Annotated in this window: 12 protein-coding genes; 7 read left to right on the top strand and 5 right to left on the bottom strand. The window is 47.0% G+C overall.

The window, feature by feature from the left end; translation table 11 throughout:
• Positions 1-68 precede the first annotated feature (68 nt).
• Positions 69-818: an HpcH/HpaI aldolase/citrate lyase family protein gene (locus KJB35_RS03245; RefSeq protein ID WP_005383427.1), complete on the bottom strand. Its 750-nt coding sequence runs from the start codon at positions 816-818 to the stop codon at positions 69-71.
• Between the two features lie 289 nt (positions 819-1107).
• Between KJB35_RS03245 and hisD the strand changes: the two genes are divergently transcribed.
• The 4 genes from hisD to KJB35_RS03265 are packed head-to-tail and all read left to right on the top strand — an operon-like array spanning position 1108 to position 4903.
• Positions 1108-2400, top strand: coding sequence for a histidinol dehydrogenase (hisD, locus tag KJB35_RS03250; protein WP_005374756.1), 1293 nt, complete (start codon positions 1108-1110; stop codon positions 2398-2400).
• 1 nt (position 2401) lies between these two features.
• On the top strand, positions 2402-3136 hold the full coding sequence (locus tag KJB35_RS03255) for an SDR family NAD(P)-dependent oxidoreductase (RefSeq protein WP_005383422.1): 735 nt from the start codon (positions 2402-2404) through the stop codon (positions 3134-3136).
• A 47-nt stretch (positions 3137-3183) separates the two neighbouring features.
• Positions 3184-4188: a cupin gene (locus tag KJB35_RS03260; RefSeq protein WP_005374765.1), complete on the top strand. Its 1005-nt coding sequence runs from the start codon at positions 3184-3186 to the stop codon at positions 4186-4188.
• A 1-nt stretch (position 4189) separates the two neighbouring features.
• The gene (locus tag KJB35_RS03265; protein WP_285358677.1) at positions 4190-4903 is read left to right on the top strand and encodes an alpha/beta fold hydrolase; all 714 of its coding nucleotides are present in this window, start codon (positions 4190-4192) and stop codon (positions 4901-4903) included.
• Positions 4904-4972: 69 nt separating this feature from the next.
• Here KJB35_RS03265 and KJB35_RS03270 read toward each other — a convergent pair whose 3' ends face one another.
• The 3 genes from KJB35_RS03270 to KJB35_RS03280 form a co-directional block, all read right to left on the bottom strand.
• A complete protein-coding gene (locus tag KJB35_RS03270; protein WP_017634480.1) occupies positions 4973-6058 on the bottom strand; it encodes a porin in 1086 nt (361 codons plus the stop codon).
• 177 nt (positions 6059-6235) lie between these two features.
• Positions 6236-7252, bottom strand: coding sequence for a nuclear transport factor 2 family protein (locus KJB35_RS03275; RefSeq protein ID WP_005374772.1), 1017 nt, complete (start codon positions 7250-7252; stop codon positions 6236-6238).
• Between the two features lie 100 nt (positions 7253-7352).
• Positions 7353-8648 carry an MFS transporter gene (locus KJB35_RS03280; RefSeq protein WP_039840592.1) on the bottom strand — a complete coding sequence of 432 codons (1296 nt, stop codon included), beginning with the start codon at positions 8646-8648 and terminating at the stop codon, positions 7353-7355.
• 338 nt (positions 8649-8986) lie between these two features.
• Between KJB35_RS03280 and KJB35_RS03285 the strand changes: the two genes are divergently transcribed.
• Positions 8987-10528: a sodium:solute symporter gene (locus tag KJB35_RS03285; RefSeq protein WP_149191702.1), complete on the top strand. Its 1542-nt coding sequence runs from the start codon at positions 8987-8989 to the stop codon at positions 10526-10528.
• Positions 10529-10539: 11 nt separating this feature from the next.
• The gene (locus KJB35_RS03290; RefSeq protein ID WP_149191703.1) at positions 10540-11910 is read left to right on the top strand and encodes an L-serine ammonia-lyase; all 1371 of its coding nucleotides are present in this window, start codon (positions 10540-10542) and stop codon (positions 11908-11910) included.
• 78 nt (positions 11911-11988) lie between these two features.
• Here KJB35_RS03290 and glgX read toward each other — a convergent pair whose 3' ends face one another.
• Positions 11989-13980 carry a glycogen debranching protein GlgX gene (glgX, locus tag KJB35_RS03295; protein WP_005374781.1) on the bottom strand — a complete coding sequence of 664 codons (1992 nt, stop codon included), beginning with the start codon at positions 13978-13980 and terminating at the stop codon, positions 11989-11991.
• Between the two features lie 446 nt (positions 13981-14426).
• Here glgX and KJB35_RS03300 point away from each other — a divergent pair, with 446 nt between their 5' ends.
• Positions 14427-15698: a maltoporin gene (locus KJB35_RS03300; protein WP_005374784.1), complete on the top strand. Its 1272-nt coding sequence runs from the start codon at positions 14427-14429 to the stop codon at positions 15696-15698.
• Positions 15699-15706 lie beyond the last annotated feature (8 nt).

Here is a 15706-nt window from a genome sequence, read left to right on the forward strand (position 1 = left end):
AGTGTATGGGCTAGGGGATTTCTGTGTCTAGAGCATTACATTGATAAGGCGTAAATATCAGAGAAAACTCAAGAATTCATCACATTTCTCTCTTGTTTGAAGCCATCAATGATCATTTTGTGTTCAGACCCAACACAAAAGAAGCTAACGCCGAGTTCACGCCATTCCCGAGCTTGTTGAGCCGTCGCGACAAACATGCCAACAGGTTTATTGGCGGCTCTGGCCGCTTCGATTACTCGCATACTTGCTTGTGCGACTTTCTCATCATGAACGCTATCAGCACCATAAGCGACAGTGAGATCAACTTGGCCAATGAAGAGCGCATCAATACCTTCAACATTGGCAATCGCTTCAACATTTTCGACCCCTTGAGGGTCTTCAATTTGTGCAATGACAATCGTATTCGCACGGCTGTCTTTTAAGTGTTCAACCATGGGTTTAGTGGCGTATTGCGCTGTTCGACTGGAACCAGCATACCCTCGGCCACCTTCGCCGTAATGGCAGATTTTCGCCAGTTGCGTCGCTTGCTCAGCAGTACAAACATGGGGAATTTGTACACCCGCCGCGCCACAGTCAAGCGCGTTCAAAATGGTTGAAGGGGCGCTGTCTTGTACTCGTACCACGCACGCGAGGTCATTCGCTCTGGCCGCCATGATGCACAGATCAAGCGAGGAACGATCGAAAGGTGCGTGCTCTGCATCCAGTACCACAAAAGGCAACTCTGCCAGTGCCAATACCTCGATAATGTGAGGATGAGGGGTTTTAACAAATGTACCTAATAGCGTTTCTTTAGTCAGACGTTGCTTAAAATTGCTCATGATTATCTCCTTTGCAAAGGTATGCAAAAACTAACACGGAGAAATGTAAATGATGAGTAAAAATGATGTGATCTAAAACTCATTTTTGATTAAAAATTAAACTCAATCAAGGTCCTTATTACTTTCTTTTATTTATTTTAATTAATTAATACAAAGGCTTAAAGATAGTTTTTGTGTTTTGTTGACTTAACTTGTCAAATGTTAATTAAGTGTTTAATCTGATTTTGCATTCGTATCCAAAAGTATAAAAGTAACCGTTCGTCAGCCTCAATGTTCAAGGAGAAACCCAATGGCACGCATTTTAAAAAACGGAATCACTGAAGAAGCATCAGCATCAAACGACGCAAAAGTGCGTCAGATTGTTGAAAACATTCTTGCTGATATTGAATCGAAAGGTGATAGCGCTGTACGTGAGTTGTCTGAAAAGTTTGATAACTGGTCGCCGGAGCAATTCCGCCTGTCAGAAGAGCAAATCCAAGCCTGTGTGGATGCGCTTGATGAATCGACTCGTCATGATATCGAGTTCGCTCAGCAACAAGTTCGAAACTTTGCTCAAATTCAACGTGACTCAATGAAAGACGTCGAAGTAGAAACCATGCCTGGTGTGGTACTGGGGCATAAAAATATTCCAGTAAACAGCGTGGGTTGTTACATCCCTGGTGGAAAATACCCATTGGTTGCATCCGCTCACATGAGTGTACTGACGGCGAAAGTCGCGGGCGTAAAACGTGTTATTGCTTGTGCACCTCCGTTTAATGGCCAACCGAATGTGGCGATTGTCGCTGCGATGGCAATGGCGGGTGCGGATGAAATCTACTGCTTCGGTGGTGTTCAAGCGGTAGGAGCTATGGCATTGGGCACGGAGACTATTGCGCCAGTCGATATGATTGTAGGGCCGGGTAACGCATTTGTAGCAGAGGCAAAACGTCAGTTGTTTGGTCGCGTTGGTATCGATTTGTTTGCAGGCCCAACGGAAACCCTAGTCATTGCCGATGAGAAAGGTTGTGACCCAGAATTAGCAGCGGCAGATTTGCTTGGTCAGGCTGAGCATGGTTACAACTCTCCCGCTGTATTGTTGACCAATAGCGAAACATTTGCGCAAGAAACCATCAAAGAAATTGAACGTCAGTTAACCATTCTTCCAACGGCTGAAGTCGCGGGTAAAGCGTGGGCAGATTACGGACAAGTGATTGTGTGTGATAGCTACGAAGAAATGGTGGAAGTGGCAGACGATATCGCTTCTGAGCACGTTCAAGTGATGACGGAAGATCCTAAATACTTCCTAGATAACATGACCAACTACGGTGCCTTGTTCCTAGGTCGTGAAACCAACGTTTCTTACGGCGATAAATGTATTGGTACCAACCATACACTGCCAACGAAGAAAGCGGCGCGATACACCGGTGGTCTTTGGGTAGGTAAATTTATCAAGACCTGTACTTACCAGCGTGTAACGGAAGCTGCGTCGCTCAAAGTTGGTGAGTACTGCTCTCGCTTGTGTGCACTCGAAGGTTTTGCTGGCCACAAAGAGCAAGCGGATATTCGTGTGCGCCGTTACAAAGGCAAAGTGGAAGAGGCGTAATATGTCGAAACTTGCCTTAGTCACAGGCGGCAGTGGCGGACTGGGTGCCGCCATTTGTCGCAAGCTAGCTGAGTCGGGATATCGCGTAATTCTGACTTACAACAGTAATCAGAAAGCGGCCGAGGATGTGCTTTCCTCGCTGCCACGTAACGAGCATCTAGCATTCAAATTGAACGTGGCAGATTCTAGTGCGATTGAACAGCTTAAACATCAAGTCAGTGAAATAAGCGACAAGCTGGATCTGTTGGTCAACTGTGCGGGGATGACGAAATTCGTCGCGCACTCTGATTTGCAAAGTTTAGATGACCAGCTGTTTGACCAAATTTTCCAAGTGAACGTCCGTGCGCCTTTTGCCATGGTTCGAGCGTTTGAGCCTTGGCTTAAGCAAGCCAATGGTTGTGTGGTGAACATTACTTCTATCGCGGCACAGACTGCGATGGGGAGCAACATTGCTTACTGTGCAAGTAAATCTGCCGCGGAGAACATGACCCGTTCTTTAGCTCGCGCTCTGTCTCCCGAGGTTCGCGTTTTGGCTGTTGCTCCAGGGCTTGTCGACACTGAGTTTGTCAAAGGCTTGGATGACGCATGGCGTAATCAACAAGAACAATCCACACCGCTTAAGCGTTTAGCCAATGATGAAGAAGTCGCTCAAGCCGTGTACGCCGCAGCAGACGTTTTGACCTTCTCGACAGGCAATACCATCGCGGTTGATGGTGGGCGACCTTTAGGTCTGTAACTAACAATTCAAAGGCTAGGTCCAAACAAGGACAACAAGGATTTACAATGACTCTACAATCTAAAATGAATAATAACCTGGTCCGCTACATGGAACTGATTCCGGGTACGAGTGCGTTTATTGATGCGCGCACGCCAGGCAGTGATCTCAAAGATAACTTTTGCATTATCGGTGCTGGGGTGGCAGAGAGCAGTCGTCAGCATGTTCATATTCGCGATACGGCGGGCTTTAACATTGGTGCCGCAGGCCAACCGCCGGGCATCAAAAATTCGTTGCACTCTCATCGTACCGCCGAGCTTTTCTTGGTGTTCAAAGGTCAGTTCCGTTTTTATTGGGGGAACGATGGAGAGCATGAGGCGGTGTTGTCTCACGGTGACGTCATCTCGATTCCAACCAATCTCTTCCGTGGATTTGAAGTGGTTGGCCGCGATTACGGCTTTATGTTCTCGGTACTTGGCGGCGACGATTCAGGTGGCGGCGTTATTTGGCATCCAAACGTTATTAAAGACAGTCAAGGTTATGGTTTATACCTCAAAGCCGATGGCACACTCGTGGACACCATTAATGGCGACCCGGTGCCACAAGAATCAGAATTGATGCCGCTGCTTACCGAAGAAGAGCTCGCGACCTTCGATACCTACACCGCAGAAGAGATGATGCCATTTGTCGCTCTGCAAAAAGATTATCGTGAAATCAAAGGCGATTTCGGCGGAAGCAACGTGAAACAATACGCCTTAACGGGTCATCCTTTGGCGAGTTATGACTTCCAAGTAAAGAGTGAAGATGAAGTGAGCATCATGGCTTATGAGCTTTCTGAAGGTGGCTCGATTCCTCAACACTGCCGAGAAGAAAAACAAGTGCTTATCAACTTTGATGGCGATACTGAAGTGGTCCTCACGCATCAAGGCGAACAAGCGAGTGTTGTTTTAACGCGCGGTGATGTGCTGAATGTTCCAGAAGGTGCGTCTTATTCACTGACGAACTTGCGTGGTAATAGTTTGACGTATTGCATTCTTGGGTCTGATCAACCAAAGCCGCTGGCAGGAGAATAAAATGACGCAACCCACCTTGTTAGTTTGGCTACCCGGACTACTTTGTGATGGCACATTGTTTGAGGAAGTCAACCGAGCGTTGCCAAGTTGGGTTGAGCCTTCATGCCCGACGCTGGCCTCATTGCCGTCAATGGAACAGCTGGCGCAGAAAGTGTTGCAAGACGCACCGCAGGAGTTTGTCTTGGGTGGCTTATCAATGGGTGGGATTCTTGCCTTTGAGGTGTACCGTCAAGCGCCAAACAGAGTCAAAGGCTTGATCCTCATGGATACCAATGCAGCAGATGAAAAGCCAGAGGTGACACAAAAGCGTGATGTACTGGTTAGCCGTGCGTTAAGTGGTGAGTTTGAACGCATTACGCCTGACACTCTGATGCCTGTGCTGATTCATCCAAGCCGTTTGCAAGACAAAGCGTTAACTGAGCGTATAGAAGGCATGGCGGTCAATGTAGGTTTGGAGGCATTTGAAGCACATGCTAAAGCGTTAGCAACTCGCCCGGATGCTCGACCTTTATTGGCGGACATTCAAGCTCCTACGTTGGTGATAACAGGTAAAGAAGATAAGCTTTGTCCGCTAGACAATCATCTGCTCATGGAGAGATGCATCCCAAACGTCACGCTTCATGTTATCCCTGAGTGTGGGCATCTATCTACGCTTGAGCAGCCTTTAATTATTAGTGAAGTGATGACTACTTGGCTTCAAGATAACTTTGCTTAGTGTTGATAAGAACTTCATCACTCACCACCTTAAGGTTACTTGGGTATAGGTGGTGAGCGATGAGTATTATCAGAAGTAGTAGCGAATACCTGCCGCGAATTGATCATCACGGTTTTCGAATTTGCTGCCATCGTACTGATCTTTACCTAGGTCGAACTGGTATTCAGTCCAAACTAGGAATTTGTTCTTCTGGAAGTGGTATTCAAGACCAGGAATCAGCAAGTTACGCTCATAACCTTGTGTCTCGTCACCGCGATCTTCCATGTAGTTGTAGTTCAACGTTGGGCGTAGGCCGTTGTCGAAGTGGTAGTAAGTGTAGATTTCGCCACCTAGGGTATCGAACATCACGTCCGTACCGCCTTGACTCACTGCTTCCCAGTTTTCGCCAACGTGGAAAGTCGCACCCGCGTAGAAGCCACCGTTGCTGTAGTTCGCGCCCAATAGCATGATGCGCATGTTGTCGCCGTTTTCTACGCCAACCACGCTTGCGTCTAGATCCGCAACTTCATTTTGATGGTAAGCCGCACCCAGTGTTACGCCATCAACCGGTTTGTAAGTGATCGACGCACCCATGCCGTTTTTCAATGAGGCTGTCGCATTGCTTGCTAGAGCAACATCTTCACGCGTGGTTTGGTAAGTAAAGCCGTAGCTCACTTTTTCATTGATTGAATTACGGTACGTGATTGAGTTTTCTGCACGACCAGCACCGGATGCGATACCCCAGTCAGCTAGATTGTAAACACCTGAGCCACGAGTACCGAATACACGACCTAAATCGGTGTACCATGCTACGTCGTAGAAGGTAGACCACTGCTTAGTACCCGCAGCAATCTTGCCGTATTTTTCGTGATCAACACCTGCGTATAGCAAGCGGTCGTAAATGTTGTCGCCGTTCGCGCCAGAGTTGTAGCCCCATTCCGCGTGACCGAAACCAGTCCAGCCGTTATCCAGACCCATTTGGCCTTTCAAACCGAAACGTGAGCTGCCGCTGTTCCATTCGCCGTTGTCATCACCGCCACGGTCTTGGTAGCGAAGATCGAAACGGCCATCGATGGTTAGGCTGTCGCCAGCGTCATTAACAAAAGTGTGTGCAGCAAAGGCTGAGCTAGAAGTAAGCGCTGCTAAAATCACTGCAGAAAGGGTCGACTTTTTCATCATCAATCTCATTATTCAGGGCGCAGAAAGCCACCGTGCGTTCATGCCCGTTTTGAATAAGGGTTCTATCTTGAGGTTGTGCCCCATCCTTGAGGCACGAGTTGGGAGCATGTCACCTGAACCGAGAGGGGATTCAGGCAACATAAAGGCGGGTTGACAATCCGCCCCTAGGACTTCTTATAGAGAAGGGTTTAGGATCTGTTGAGTACGCTCGAACACGTCTAGACCTTGCTGTTTTAGCCAGTAAGGAAGGTCGATCAGTACCCAGTTCTCAGATAGCTTGTCGCCGTCACGGTAGTAAACGTCAACCACTTGCATGTCTGCGCGTACTTCACCACCTGTCATACCTAGGAAACCACCGATTGGCGTGTTAGATAGGTTTGGCCAGCCGAAGAAACAAGAGAAGTTACCTTCTGCGAAACGACATACGTGGCCGTTAAACTTCTTGTCTTTCAGGTTGTTACGGAACGGCAATTGGTGCTGCTGTTGGTAACGAGGAATTGTGTAAGACGCACCGATACCACATGGACCGTACCAGATCATGTCTTTAGACCAGCTCTTCTCAAGAACTTCTGGTGGGCAACCCATAGCGCCGCTGTCGTTTAGTGCAGATAGGTCATCAACCATCTTGTTCACTAGTGCTAGTGTTGCTACGCCTTCTTCTGGTGCTGCGTCTTCGAACAGTAGACCGTCGTGGTTACGAGGGCCAGGGTATACGAAGTGCTTACCTGTTGATGGTGGTAGTGGGTAACAACCCGCTTGGTCCATCGCGCCTAGAAGGTCTAGGAATAGGCCAGTCTTAGTGATCTTGCCGTTTTCAACACAGTTAAATTCTGCGTAACGGATGTTCATGATTTTGCCAGTTGGGCGCATGCCTAGGTATTCAGCGTCGAATAGACCCATGAAGTGACCCATGCTCATTACCCAGATTTCACCTGATGTTACTTCGTTCTCACCACCGATGAAGATGTCTTGACGACGCTGCATGCGAGTCATTGATTTCATCAAAGGAGCCCAGAAAACGTCAGCCGCTGCTTGAGCGCCTTGTTGCTCACGGAATGGGTAAACACCACGCCATAGGTAATCTTCTGAAGTGTGTGCCTTTAGTACTTCTGCCACGTTCTCGTGAGTTGCGTTTTCCATTGCGCTGAAGTATTCACGTACAACGCGTTTCGCTTCTTGGTATTTAGACATAATAAACTCTCTTATTTGCTGTCGAGTCGGCTTTGGGAACAGGACTCGAAATTAAGTTTTTTCATCCGGCCGGGGAGCCAGCCGGAGTTTTGAAATTCAGTTACGCTTTTGCTGCTTCGGCTTTTTTGCTCTTATCGAACACGCCGCCTTTTAGTGTCTCTGGCAGTGATAGCCATAGAAGACCAGCAAGGATCCATACGATTGGTGAACCCCACATTGCGGTTTGTAGGTCGGTACGCTCTTGGATGAAGATAAGTACCATTGGTGCCCACATACCGAGGATACGACCACCGTGGAATAGCGCCGCGCCGTAGCTACGTAGGTGTGCTGGGAACAGTTCTGAGAAGTAACCACCCCATACCGCTGAAGAAGACAGGCCGAAGTTGTAAATCAGACCAAGTAGAGCCAGCATGTTTAGGCCGCCAATCACCATGTCGCCAGGTGCAACAAAGAAGATTGAAACCATGATGCCCGCTAGGATGAAGCCAAACGCGTTCACCTTACGACCGAATTTGTCAGCTACCCAACCCCAGAACCACGCACCAAACAGTGAACCAAATGCTGAGATAGAGAAGATGAGACCGATGGTTGCACCGTCGAACATACGTACATCACGTAGGTATGTGGTTACGAAGCCACCAAAGAATTGGAAACCGTAGAAGTTAAGGCCAGCCAGTAATAGACACGTTAGTGTGATCTTACGGTAAGGCTTGCTTAGCATTTCGCCCCAAGAGCCTTTTTTCGCTGGTGCATTTGATTCTTCTACTTTTGCTTGCTCTTCTTCACCGTAAGCGATCACTTTGCTGTCGCTAGGTAGTACAAAGATCATGACCACAGCGGCTGCCAATGGTGGGATACCACCTACAAGCATTAGGCTTTCCCATGGTGCATCAATGCTTGCAATAAATGCTGCATACGCACCCATTACCATCAGTGCTACAGAGAACATAGAAGACGCGAATGCCGTCAACTTACCACGTACCGTTGGCGTAAATAGGCCGATCATTAGGCTTACTGCCACGGTGAAGTAACCACCCAGTGACAAACCAATGATGAAACGCATTGCTGCCCACGTTGTGTAGTCGGTGAACATCATATTGATGATCGTTGCGCCACCGTTTAGGGCTGTGATGGTAATAAGAGTGGATTTCTTACCAAATTTTGTTGCGAACCAAGCACAGCTCAATGCACCGATAAGTGCACCAACCGACTGCCATGTATAGAACTGGGCAGTGTCTGACAGGCTAATACCATCATACGCTTCAACGATGTATGGGCGTACGTAGTCAATAATTACAAAGTTATAACAATAGAAAAAGTAACCAACCAGTATCGCTAGATAGGCTGCTACCCTTTGAATCATAGGAACTTCGCTCATGTGTCTTTTGGCATTCATGACCGATAAACCTCTATTTCACTTAGGATTTGTTGCTATTCAAACTTAATGAACACGATCTTATTTGGATCATCTTCGATTTCGTGTCGGGGTGAATCATAGTTTTTTTAAGGTTATTAGATCCGTGATCAAAATCAATTTTAAAATGAATGCGTACCCATTTTGTGGGTTTTAGTGACAAGGATCTCACTAATCGGCGTTTTTGGCGATTTTGAATACATTTTCGCCTATATTGGTGATAATAATCACACTTACAGTGGGATTGTCGTTCAAAAATGCCTTTTTACAGTAATATCTGGGCATAATAATTAGCTACCCAGAATTAGGAAAACCTTAAAATGGTTACGTACTCAAGTTTTGTGGTGATTGCGTTATATGTAGCAATTACCATACTAATCAGCTATTTAGTGAATAAGCGCTACAGCAATGGTGGCGACTTTTCCACGGGTGGAAAGCAATTTGGCTGGTTTACGGCGGGTGTTTCGATACTTGCGACTTACATTAGTGCGATGACGTTTGTAGGGATGCCTGGTTGGGTTTATAGCTCTGGCATGGAAGCGATGAGTATTCACCTTAACTATCCCATCGTTATCTTTTTCACTGTCATTTTCTTTGTGCCTGTCTTCTATAAGCTGGGCTTGACTTCGATTTATGAATACCTTGAGCACCGCTTTGGGGTGTATGCAAGAACCATCAACTCGATTGTGTTCATTGTGGTTCAATGTATCTCTGCGGGTGTGATTTTGTATGCCGTGGCGCTGATCTTAGTGCAAGTTCTGCCTATCAGTATTTCTGAAGCCATTATCTACATCAGTATTTTCACCGCTTGCTATACCTATGCGGGCGGGATTTCCACGGTTATCTGGACCGATATGTTGCAATCTGCAGTATTGGTAGCGGGCAGCATCGCCATCTTTGCCATTCTAATGACAGAGATTAATGCGGCAGATTACCTTTCTCGTGATCACCTGAATATCATCAACTTAGACTTTGATTTGGGCGTAGATACCACACTCTGGGCTGGCGTGGTTGCCGTGAGCTTTTTGCATTTGAGTGTGTACGGCACCAACCAATTGATCATCCAACGCACGTTAGCGACGAGATGTGAAAAGACGGCGCAGAAGTCGATGCTGTTGTGTGGTTACGGTGCGTTTTTCGTGTACTTGTTCTTCGCGGTACTCGGTGTTCTTTTGAGTGTTTTCTATCAAGATCAATCGTTTGAAAACAGCAATGAAGTGATTTTGGATTTCGTCTTCAACCACACTAACCCAATCGTCGTTGGTTTGATCATTTCCGCGTTGGCGGCGGCCGCAATGTCGACGCTGGACTCGACCTACAACTCGATGGCGACCGTCGCGACGTTCGATATCTACAAGCGTTTCGTTCGCAAAAATGCCGATGATGAGCACTACGAAAAAGTCGCAAGAAAGATGAGTTTGCTTGCTGCGGCCATGGTGGTAGTGCCAGCTCTTCTCGCGGTATCGAATGAATCGGTACTCAAAACCATCGCTAGTCTGACTTCTATCTTCGTTGGTATCCGCTTGGGGTCATTCGTGCTTGGTTTATTCTGGTCGAAAGCCAACGAAAAAGGCGTGATCGTTGGCAGTATCATGAGTGTGATTGCGGTGTTTACTGCAATGTATCTCGACGTGGCTTGGCCGTGGTTCGCGCCAATTGGTACGTTTGTCTTCCTTTTGTTTGGTGTGTTAGTGAGTCGTCGTTGGGGCGCTGTGACTGCCGAGCAACAAATCTTTATCAATAATCAAAAACATCTTTTTGCAAAGCCAACCGCAAGCCATTACGGGCTGTTGGTGTTCGCTGTGGCGACCATCGCTGCTTGTATGGTTCTCCCTGATTGGCTTTATGCTGCATTGTCGTAATAGGTAAGTTTATGCTGTCCATCTTTGATATTTACAAGATTGGTGTGGGCCCTTCTAGCTCTCACACCAATGGTCCAATGATCGCGGGTTACCACTTCACTCGTTTGATTGAATCGAACTTGGCAAAAGTGGTTCGTATTCAAGTCGATTTATACGGTTCACTTTCGTTAACAGGGATTGGTCACCATACAGACCGTGCAACGATTTTGGGTCTGTTGGGTAACAAACCAGATACCATCAAAATCGCTTCTGCAAACAAAGCGATGCGCAAGGCGATTGAAGAGGGCATGATGTCTGTCGATGGCCGTCATGAAATCGAATTCAACTACAAAACGGACATGTTGTTCCATGAAGAGAATCTTCCTCTGCATGAAAATGGCATGACGATTACTGCGTTAGATGCGCATGGCAATCAGGTTGGGTTTGAAACTTACTACTCTATCGGTGGTGGTTTCATCGCAACGGCGGATGAACTGCAAAATGGCAGTGCGACTTCACCCGTAGACGTTGAGTTCCCATTCTCCAGCGCGGACGAAATGTTGGCACAGGCTGAGAAGAACGGCATGAGCCTCGGCGGCATGATTCTGAAAAACGAACAAGCGTTTCAGGAAATGGAAGCCATCAATCAACGCGCAGAACAGATCTGGCGTGTGATGACGCGTTGCATGGAGCGTGGTTTCGAAACAGAGGGCATCTTGGATGGCGGCTTGAACGTGACCCGCCGTGCGCCAAACTTGCTGAAAAAGCTTGAAGCAAATGCAGCAATCGAAAACGATCCAATGGAAATCATGGATTGGATTAACCTGTTTGCTTTTGCTGTGAGTGAAGAAAACGCGGCTGGTGGACAAGTCGTAACGTCGCCAACTAATGGTGCGGCGGGTGTGATTCCGGCGGTATTGATGTACTACCATCGCTTCATCAAAGAGCTTGATACTAAACAGCTTAAAGACTTCCTTGCTGTGTCCGGTGCGATTGGCATTTTGTACAAAACTAATGCGTCTATTTCGGGTGCCGAAGTAGGTTGTCAGGGCGAAGTCGGTGTTTCTTCTTCTATGGCGGCAGCTGGCTTGACCGCGCTGCGTGGTGGTAGTAATGAGCAAATTTGTATTGCGGCCGAGATCGCCATGGAGCACTCACTAGGCATGACTTGTGACCCAATTGGTGGCTTAGTGCAAGTACCGTGTATTGAGCGTAATGCAATGGGTGCAATGAAAGCGATCAATGCATCTCGCATGGCACTAAAGCGTAATAGTAAATGTTTGATCTCGTTGGATAAGGTGATTGAAACCATGTACCAAACGGGCAAGGACATGAACAAGAAATACCGCGAGACGTCACAGGGTGGGTTAGCTTTGATTCACCTAGCGCCGCCTTGCGAATAATGAGTTAGGCACATCTAACCAACAAAAAAGCCGAAGCACTGAGATGCATCGGCTTTCCTTTTTTGGAACGTTTATAATTTAGCTATGCGTTTGCTCACCTTTTGGTGTGCTTTGGTTTGGTTGATAGTGCAAAATCACCATCGAGGTGGGTGACAGCAAGACTTCGCCTTCAGCATGTCCTGGGTTGAGGTTACGTACGTTTGTATCACAGATCGTCACCCATTCTTGCTTTCGCTCATTGGGGAGCTTAAAGCGCGCTGTGGCGTTAGTTTGGTTGATGAGGTAGACCAACTCTTGTCCTTCTTTACCGATACCAAGGTGAAGTGCGACAGAGCTTAAACGGTTCCAATCATCGTGCTCCATTAAGCGACCGTCTGTTCGGCGCCAGAAAATGCGGTTGTTATTGCGGTTTTCGCCACTGAAAGCTCGGATAAATGGCACCATGTATTGATTTCGGTTGGCGACCATTTGTGACATCCATGCTTTGAAATGTTGCTTACGTTCTGTCTCTTCCCAGTTCAGCCAACTGGTTTCGTTGTCTTGGCAATAGGCATTATTGTTACCGCCTTGGGTGTGAGACAGAACATCAGCAGTGAGAATGTGTGGGATACCGAAGGCAAACAGCAAGCTAGCAATAAGGTTGCGTTTTTGCTTCTCACGCGTGGCGATGATCATCAGATTTTCGGTCTCGCCTTCAACACCGTAGTTTTCTGAACGATTGTCGCCGTGACCGTCGCGATTTTCTTCGCCATTGGCTTCGTTATGTTTGTGCTTGTAAGACACTAAATCTTGCAGTGTGAAGCCATCGTGATACGTGATGTAATTTACGGTGAGTTTGTATGGCCAGTTCGCTGCACTATAAATGTCACGAGAGCCCATTAATCGAGTGGCAAACTCTTTTAAATAGCCTTGATCACCGCGCCAAAAACTGCGGGAAATATCACGCAGTTTGTCATTACATTCGTTCCAACCAAATGGAAAGTTACCCACTTGGTAGCCATTTGGACCAATATCCCAAGGCTCGGCAATCAATTTGGTTTCACGCAAAATTGGGTCTTGCGCAACGGCTTTAAAGAAAGCTGCTTCTGGGTTGTAATCATCGCCCTGTCGACCTAACGTTGCAGCCAAGTCAAAACGGAAGCCATCGACTTTAAATTCGCTAACCCAGTAGCGCAATGTATCCATCACAAGGTTTAAGGCTGGTTGGTAGGTGAGATCCACTGTATTTCCGCAGCCGGTGTAATTGGCGAAGTGGTTGCCATGTTTGATGTAAAAACGGGAATCGAGGGCCTTCAGGTTGAAGATTGTAGGCCCTTCACCACCTTCAGCAGTGTGGTTGTAAACCACGTCGAGAATCACCTCAATGCCGTTTTTATGCAATTCGCGAATTGTTGTTTTTAATTCCGTAACGGCGTCTTGTTCTGCGTAGCGCGGATCGGGCACCATAAAGAGATAAGGGTTGTATCCCCAATAATTGACCTTTTCCATCTCTAGTAGATGAGGCTCATGCATGCATGCTGCGACAGGTAGCAATTGCAGCGTGTTGATGTTTTGCTGTTTGTAAAAGGCCAGCATTTCAGGTGATGCAAGACCTAAATAGCGCCCCTTCAGCTTGTCCTCAACCTCTGGGTGGCGTTGGGTAAGCCCTTTGACGTGCGTCTCAAACAATACCATCTCTTCTCTGGGTATACGCGGGTGATCCGTGTTTTGCCAGTCAAAATCATCTTCGATAACGACGCACTTCGGCATATCGAAACTTTTGGCTGGAGAGTAGGGAGGGTGATAGTGGAGGGCTTTATCTATTGATTTTGCGTACGGATCAGAAATTAACAGTGGCTCGTCCTTGTGGGAGACAAGGTAACCGTATTTTTGCCCCGGCTTAATATCTGGAATAAAAGTATGACGTATGCCAGCGTATTCATTCGGTAAACCGTGAAGCTCGTAGCTGCCATCGTTTGCAAACAATGCCAGTTGAATGTCTTTTACGCCCGGAGCATGAATAGAGAAGTTACAGCCTTCTTTATTCAATGTTGCGCCCAGGGGGTAGGGGCGAGAGAGAAGTCGTGTCATCGGAGATACTTTATTTAATATTTATTGCTACCTTTAGGAAACTATAAGTTAAAAACTTTGTCTTACTAAGGTCAACCACCCTAAATATAAAAATATTCGTGTAATTTAATTACTTTATGTGACGGCTTAGAGTCAAAAATATGAAATGGCTATCACTTTGTAGCGGCTCAAAACCGAACAAACTTACTAATTCCTCCCTAGATTGGTGATCTGACTCGAAAAAACACCATTCGGTAAATTTTCTACTCCCTTCTCATCCCCCTTAAATTAGTTTAGGGCGGAGGAAGTCATCCTTGTACGCCTCGGGTAATCTCACAACTGTTGAAACAAACGGGGATTCGTTCCCATCTTACCTCTCTTTCTTTAGGTGTGTTTTTACTGCCTATATTCACCTAAAAGAGTGAGCAGGGAAGACAGAATTATAAATACCCTTAATGGAGTTAAGAATGAAAAAAGTAAGTGCAATTGCTGCTGCTGTAGCTGCAACTTTAGCTGCTGGTTCTGCATTCGCAGTGGATTTCCACGGTTACATGCGTGCTGGCGTTGGCGTGAACGCTGACGGTGGTCAACAATTAACATTCGAAAAGAACAAGATCGGTCGTCTAGGTAATGAAAGCGATATCTACGGCGAGATTCAACTAGGTAAAGAAGTTTACAACAACAACGGCAAAACGTTCTACGTAGACTCTATGGTTGCAATGACTTCTAACGGTTCAAACGACTGGGAAAGCACTTCTGCTAACTGTGGTTTGGATAACGGCGAAGTGAAATGTGTAGACGATGCACAATTCGCACTACGTCAGTTCAACGTTCAAGCTAAAGGCCTACTAAACTTTGCTCCTGAAGCAACGCTTTGGGCAGGTAAACGCTACTACCAACGTCACGACATTCATATCTCTGACTTCTACTACTGGAACATCTCTGGCGCGGGCGCTGGTGTTGAAGGTATCGAAGCTGGTCCTGGTAAAGTTTCTTTCGCTTGGGTTCGTAACGACCGCGGCGATATCGCAGACCCAGGCAACGATGGCGGCGCAACAAACGTAAACACTCTAGACGTACGTTACGCAGGTCTTCCTCTATGGGACAACGGCTCTCTAGAAATGGGCTTGAACTACGCAATTCTTAACGAAACTGACGCTGCGCCAAACGGCACTAAAGATGCGAAAAACGGCGTAATGTTCACAGCAGAATTGACTCAAGGTCTAGACGCTGGTTTCAACAAAACAGTGCTTCAGTACGGTACTGAAGGTTACTCAAAAACAATGGCATTCTACGGCGACGGTAGCTGGTACGGCGCAGAAGCTGACAACGGTGCATCTGGTTACCGCCTAATCAACTGGGGTGTAATCGGCATGGGCGACAGCTGGGAAATGGGTCACCAGCTAGTGTACGGTGTTGGTGAAGACATGTGGGCTGGCCAAGACAAGTGGGAAACAATGTCTGTTGTTGTTCGTCCAATGTACAAATGGGATGACAACCACAAAACTATTTTCGAAGCTGGTTACGCTATCGACGATAACGACGGCGAAGAAAACAAATACGGTAAGCTAACTGTTGCTCAAGCATGGTCTGCTGGCTCTAGCTTCTGGGCTCGTCCTGAAATCCGTGTTTACGCTTCTTACCTAACGGCTGACAAAGAAGACAACTCAAACACATTTGACAACGGTCGTTCAGACGATACGTTCCAGTTCGGTGTACAAGCTGAAGCTTGGTGGTAATCATCTAA

Source organism: Vibrio sp. D431a (genome assembly GCF_030248655.1).
GTDB lineage: Bacteria > Pseudomonadota > Gammaproteobacteria > Enterobacterales > Vibrionaceae > Vibrio > Vibrio alginolyticus.

Bases quoted from the DNA above. Each gene is read 5' to 3' on its own strand.
- KJB35_RS03245 (WP_005383427.1), bottom strand. From the start codon at position 818: ATGAGCAATTTTAAGCAACGTCTGACTAAAGAAACGCTATTAGGTACA.
- hisD (WP_005374756.1), top strand. From the start codon at position 1,108: ATGGCACGCATTTTAAAAAACGGAATCACTGAAGAAGCATCAGCATCA.
- KJB35_RS03255 (WP_005383422.1), top strand. From the start codon at position 2,402: ATGTCGAAACTTGCCTTAGTCACAGGCGGCAGTGGCGGACTGGGTGCC.
- KJB35_RS03260 (WP_005374765.1), top strand. From the start codon at position 3,184: ATGACTCTACAATCTAAAATGAATAATAACCTGGTCCGCTACATGGAA.
- KJB35_RS03265 (WP_285358677.1), top strand. From the start codon at position 4,190: ATGACGCAACCCACCTTGTTAGTTTGGCTACCCGGACTACTTTGTGAT.
- KJB35_RS03270 (WP_017634480.1), bottom strand. From the start codon at position 6,058: ATGAAAAAGTCGACCCTTTCTGCAGTGATTTTAGCAGCGCTTACTTCT.
- KJB35_RS03275 (WP_005374772.1), bottom strand. From the start codon at position 7,252: ATGTCTAAATACCAAGAAGCGAAACGCGTTGTACGTGAATACTTCAGC.
- KJB35_RS03280 (WP_039840592.1), bottom strand. From the start codon at position 8,648: ATGAATGCCAAAAGACACATGAGCGAAGTTCCTATGATTCAAAGGGTA.
- KJB35_RS03285 (WP_149191702.1), top strand. From the start codon at position 8,987: ATGGTTACGTACTCAAGTTTTGTGGTGATTGCGTTATATGTAGCAATT.
- KJB35_RS03290 (WP_149191703.1), top strand. From the start codon at position 10,540: ATGCTGTCCATCTTTGATATTTACAAGATTGGTGTGGGCCCTTCTAGC.
- glgX (WP_005374781.1), bottom strand. From the start codon at position 13,980: ATGACACGACTTCTCTCTCGCCCCTACCCCCTGGGCGCAACATTGAAT.
- KJB35_RS03300 (WP_005374784.1), top strand. From the start codon at position 14,427: ATGAAAAAAGTAAGTGCAATTGCTGCTGCTGTAGCTGCAACTTTAGCT.